Consider the following 4,849-nt stretch of genomic DNA (forward strand, 5'->3'; position numbering starts at 1 on the left):
TCGAGGGTGGATTGCCGATCGATGCGGGAGCCTCCATCGTGCTCTCGCCCGGCGGGACGCATCTGAGGCTGGTCGGACTGAGAGATGCCCCAAATGCCGGAGAGGATATCCTTCTCACGCTCGAATTCGACCGCGCGGGTCCCGTCGATGTGCTCGTGCCGGTAAGCAGCGTGGGTTCGGATGCGGCGCGCGTGACCGCGGAACTTCCCGGGACGCGCAACTAGCAGCGTGGATAAAGGGCGGCAAGATCGCGCCCGCGAAGGTAGATCAGGTCCTGCTTGAGGCCGCCGTGGCGCCTGATCCAGGCCTGCACGGCCGGCGGATAGGAGGCGACGACGGCCTTGGTCGCCTCGCGCGAGCGGAATTTGTGACCCGTCTCGTCGACAAGCGCCGGAGCGTGGAAGCCAAGCACGGCGCGCGAGGTGACGCAGATACGGTTGCGCGGAATGGTGCTCAGCACGAGCGTGCAAGCCGAAAGGCATGGCCCGTCGATAATGACGCGGTCGCCGGACCTCCGTACCCGCGAGAAGAACTCGAGATAGTTGCCGACGATTCCGCCCGAACTCGACACGATGCGGACGTCGGCGAGAGCGGGCGCCGCGGCGATCGCAGTGACAAGAACGGCGAATAGGAAACGTCGCACCAAGAACCTCGTCTGCCGGAATTCGATCCTAACCACCTTTGTAACCTGCAAGGCGGCAGAAATGCAGCACACGCGCCTTGTCTTTGACCAGAGGCACCGTTGTCGCGCCGAGTTCGGTGGTCTCGGCGAAGGCCTGGGTGAGGCTCCTCGGCGGGCAGGACCTGAGCGAGACGAACAGGACGGGCTCGGGGGCGCCCGCGCCATAGGCACGCGTCATCTCGTAGTGGTTCGACGGCGCGGCTTGCGACCGCCAGACATAGAGCGGCACCTTCGAGTCGCGGAGGTAATAGAGAAGCTCGGCGGCCGTTTCCCGGGTATCGAGGAGAAGCGCCCCGTAGCGATCCTCGTCGAGCTTGGCGCGCACGGCGTCGGCTGCGGAGCGCCAGCCTACGGCCTGCGACAGGAACTGAACGCGCTCGAACAGCGGCCATTGCCGCGCAAAGGCCGGCGCGATCGCGAGGAGAACGGCGATGGCGAGATGCAAGCCAAGCGAGACGGCAAACAACAGCTTCCGCTCGAGCTCGAGCAGCACAGCGGTGACGAGGATGGTCGCGGCAGGATAAGCGGTCGCCGACCAATTGCCATGCGTCCGCGACAGGACTGCCTGAACCGTCAAAATCGCAAGGACGGGAAGAGAGAAACAGAGCAGAAGCGCCTTGCGCTCGTCGCCAGGGGCCGTGATCTCGCGCCAGGCCGTGCGGATGAGCACCACGACAAGGATCGGGCCGAACACGCCGAATTGCACCAGGACGTAGTCGAGAAGCTGGAGCGGATGAATGTAAGGGTATTGCCAGCCGATATTCGCTCCCGTGTGGCGCACCGTCGGGAAGCCGTGCTCGGCGTTCCAGACGATGTTCGGCGCCAGCAAGGCTAGGGCGACGAACACGGCAATCAGTCCGCGCCCACCCTTCAGTGCCTCACGCGCCTCACGCGAGATCAGCGCATGACAGGCGACGCACAGAAAGGCGTAGAGCATAGCCTGCTTAGTGAGAAGCCCGAGACCGACCGCGATTCCGAACAGAACGGCGAAGCCCATGGTTTGCCGCTTCACCAGCATCACCCAGAAATAGAGGGCGACCGTCCAGAACAGGATCAGCGGCACGTCGGTGGTGATGAGGAGCGAGGAATAGGAAAGTCCGGGCAGGGTGTCGAACACAACGGCCGACCAGAAGCCCACCCGCGCGTTGAACAAGGCGCGGCCTGTGAGGAACGCCATCGCCGAAGCTAGGGTGTAGAGCACAGACGAGGGGGACCTGATGCAGACCGCGCCGTCGCCGCACACGGCAGTTGCGCCGCGGATGAGCCAGGCGATCATCGGCGGCTTGGAGAAATAGCCGAAAGACAGTTCCTGCGACCAACTCCAGTACTGGGCCTCGTCAGGCACGAGGTCGATCGTGGCGGCATGGATGGCCGCGAGCCTGAGCGCAAGCAGGGCCCCGAGCCAGGCGATCAGCGGGAGGACATAGCCTGTGTTGCTCGAGGTGCGCTCGTCTTCAACCACGGGAAAGGACGCCTTGGCGACTGCGGGGGAGAGGAGGCAGGTTTACAATGTTGTCTCGCGCTCCGAAAGCTGGTTACTGATGCTTGCGAAGGGCGCCCAATTGCCGCGCCCGAGGGGACGGTTAGATGCTTATTTCCATTGTAATTCCGGCATTTAACGAAGAAGGCAATATCGGCAGGCTGATCGAGGAGACCTATGCGGAAGTCCCTCCCGATCTGCTCGGCGAGGTGCTCGCCGTGGACGATGCGAGCGGCGATGGGACGGCGGCCGAGATCAAGGCGCTGCTCCCTAAATATCCTTCTCTTCGCTATCTCCGCCATGGCCATCGTGCCGGTCAAAGCGCGGCATTGAGGACGGCGGTTCTCGCCGCCCGTTTTCCCGTCATCGCCACCATGGACGGCGATGGTCAGAACGACCCGCGCGACATCGCCAAGCTTATGCGGAAGCTCGGCCCCGAAGGACACGAACCCGCCATGGTCGCCGGCATCAGGACCGGCCGCAAAGGTCCGGGATCGCGCAAGCTCGCCTCGCGCTTCGCCAACTGGATCCGCGACAAGGTGCTCGCCGACGGCTGCCCCGATACGGGCTGCGGGATCAAGGTCTACCGGCGCGACGCCTATCTCGCTCTGCCCTATTTCACCAGCATGCACCGCTATTTGCCGGCCTTCTTTCTTACCTACGGCCACGAAATCGCCTATGAGGCGGTCAACGATCGGCCGAGGCTCCGGGGCGCGTCAAAATACACCAATCTTGGCCGTGCCCTGATTGGGCTATATGACCTTGTGGGGGTCAGCTGGTTGCGCAAACGGACGCTCGTCCCCCCGGTCTCGGAAAGCGCCGCGGGCGCATCGTTGAGGGAAGCCGGGAGCGGCGAGGTGCGCACCAAGGCGCGGGTGGCGAGTCAAGGGGGGTAGGTCGAGATGCATATCGCGAGCCTCGTGCACTGGTGGCAGACGACGCCGACCACCGAGATTGTCTGGATTGGGATCGGCTTTGGTGCCCAGCTCCTGTTCTCGATGCGCTTCCTCGTGCAATGGATCGCAAGCGAAAAGGCAAGGGCCAGCATCGTGCCCGAGACGTTCTGGTATTTCAGCTTGTTCGGCGGCCTCTTGCTGCTCGCCTATGCCTGCTACCGCGCCGACCCGGTGTTCATCCTCGGCCAGGCGCTTGGCCTTATCATCTATTCACGCAACATCTATTTCATCTGGCTCGGCAAGCGCGAGCCAGCTCCGGCCAAGGCCACGTGATCGCCGAGCGGTCGTCAAGACGGGCGCGCTCGCGCCGGACGGCACGAGGCGACGGCGCATGACGTTTCGCTTCAAGGATCTCAGCCTTCTCGATCAGCTGGTGATCGCCGGCTCGCTGCTCGCCTTCTCCATGCTCGTCATGGATCCTTTCATGCTGGAGCGGGCGAAGGCGCTGCCGCCAGAGGCGACGAGGTTCTTCGCCGCCATTACCAATGTCGGCCGCTCGAATTGGATGCTGATCCCGGCCGGCGCGGCCATCGCGCTCGCGCTCGTGCTGCGGAGACGGCACGCGAGCTTCAGAAACTCGGCGGCCTATGGTTTGATCGCGAGCACGATCGGCTTTGTGTTCGTCTCGATCGCAGGCGCCGGGCTCATCGCCAATCTCACCAAGAACATTCTCGGCCGGGCGCGTCCCAAGCTGTTCGAGACGATGGGCGCGTTCGATTTCAAGCTGTTCGCCTTCTCGTCGGACTACGCCTCGTTTCCCTCGGGCCACGCCACCAACATCTTCGCCTTCGCCACGGTGATCTCGATGCTGTGGCCGCGCGGGCGGGTCGTGCTCTATGCGCTCGCCTTCTGGATTGCGGCGAGCCGCGTCTTCATCGGCCAGCATTATTTCACCGACGTGGTCGCCGGCGCGATCCTCGGTACGGTCGTTCCCTACATCGTGCGCGAGCGCTTTGCTTTCCGCCGCTGGCTGTTCGAGCGCGACGGTCATGGCGGTTACCGCATCAGGGGGCTCAGGACGCAAGCCTGGCTCAACTGGCCGGGAGGGAAGCGCCCTGAAGCGAGCCGGCGGCGCCATCCCGGGCCGCGTCAGGTTCCACCGGACGAGCCCGGCGACAAGGCCTGGGATTGGTCGTGAATGTCTTGCGTTTCAAGGGGTTCACAAAGGCCCCGACCGTCCCCATATGGGGGAGGCGCATGGACGAGGATAGTTTGTCATGCGCTCTTCACATCTTTCGCGAACCTGCTATAGGTTCCCGCCCCCGAGGCATCGGGGCCGACGTTGATTTGACGCGGGGTGGAGCAGCCCGGTAGCTCGTCAGGCTCATAACCTGAAGGTCGTAGGTTCAAATCCTACCCCCGCAACCAAATAAATGCCGTCAAGTCAAAGGCTTGGCGGCATTTTGCTTTTTGGGTTCGTGTTGCAAAGGAACGCAAGGCGAACCCGAAACATGTCAAAGGCTTACGAACATTGCCGGCAATTCCGTGCGACACGGATGCGACACGGAATGGCGCGATGTTCGCATTGTGTTCAGCTCGGGTTCGGCAGTGCGGAGCCCCTCAAAAGCATCGCGATCTTACGAAATGCGACGAGGCCACATGATTGGCGTCATTGCCGCGACAAGACTGTCGCGAAGCGCTGCCATCTTTTTATTCTCGGCCGCTTCCTTGTCGCTCAATCTCAATGCCTGACAGATCGTGCGGATCAGGGCATCCGGAGTCGTATCAAGC

The 4,849-nt window shown here is 63.1% G+C and carries 6 protein-coding genes and 1 tRNA gene; 5 read left to right on the forward strand and 2 right to left on the reverse strand.

The features are described from left to right. Nucleotides 1-224: copper chaperone PCu(A)C (locus VFB18_RS05045; RefSeq protein ID WP_324971721.1), on the forward strand; the 224-nt coding region annotated here is incomplete at its 5' end. On the opposite strand, the gene VFB18_RS05050 is transcribed toward VFB18_RS05045, so the two are convergent. Beyond that, nucleotides 221-646 (reverse strand): hypothetical protein, encoded by a 426-nt coding sequence (locus VFB18_RS05050; protein WP_324971724.1) that lies wholly within the window; start codon nucleotides 644-646, stop codon nucleotides 221-223. The genes VFB18_RS05045 and VFB18_RS05050 overlap by 4 nt on opposite strands. Before the next feature lie 25 nt (nucleotides 647-671). After that, the gene (locus tag VFB18_RS05055; RefSeq protein ID WP_324971727.1) at nucleotides 672-2,144 is read right to left on the reverse strand and encodes an ArnT family glycosyltransferase; all 1,473 of its coding nucleotides are present in this window, start codon (nucleotides 2,142-2,144) and stop codon (nucleotides 672-674) included. A 125-nt stretch (nucleotides 2,145-2,269) separates the two neighbouring features. On the opposite strand from VFB18_RS05055, the gene VFB18_RS05060 reads away from it, so the two are divergent. From VFB18_RS05060 to VFB18_RS05075, 4 genes are all read left to right on the forward strand, one after another. After that, the gene (locus VFB18_RS05060; RefSeq protein WP_324971729.1) at nucleotides 2,270-3,058 is read left to right on the forward strand and encodes a glycosyltransferase family 2 protein; all 789 of its coding nucleotides are present in this window, start codon (nucleotides 2,270-2,272) and stop codon (nucleotides 3,056-3,058) included. 6 nt (nucleotides 3,059-3,064) lie between these two features. Then, nucleotides 3,065-3,391 carry a lipid-A-disaccharide synthase N-terminal domain-containing protein gene (locus VFB18_RS05065; protein ID WP_324971732.1) on the forward strand — a complete coding sequence of 109 codons (327 nt, stop codon included), beginning with the start codon at nucleotides 3,065-3,067 and terminating at the stop codon, nucleotides 3,389-3,391. Between the two features lie 58 nt (nucleotides 3,392-3,449). Next, the gene (locus tag VFB18_RS05070; RefSeq protein WP_324971733.1) at nucleotides 3,450-4,256 is read left to right on the forward strand and encodes a phosphatase PAP2 family protein; all 807 of its coding nucleotides are present in this window, start codon (nucleotides 3,450-3,452) and stop codon (nucleotides 4,254-4,256) included. Nucleotides 4,257-4,409: 153 nt separating this feature from the next. Continuing rightward, nucleotides 4,410-4,486, forward strand: a tRNA-Met gene (locus VFB18_RS05075). The last annotated feature ends 363 nt before the right edge of the window (nucleotides 4,487-4,849 follow it).

The sequence above is a fragment of the Methyloceanibacter sp. genome (genome assembly GCF_035650995.1).
Lineage (GTDB): Bacteria > Pseudomonadota > Alphaproteobacteria > Rhizobiales > Methyloligellaceae > Methyloceanibacter.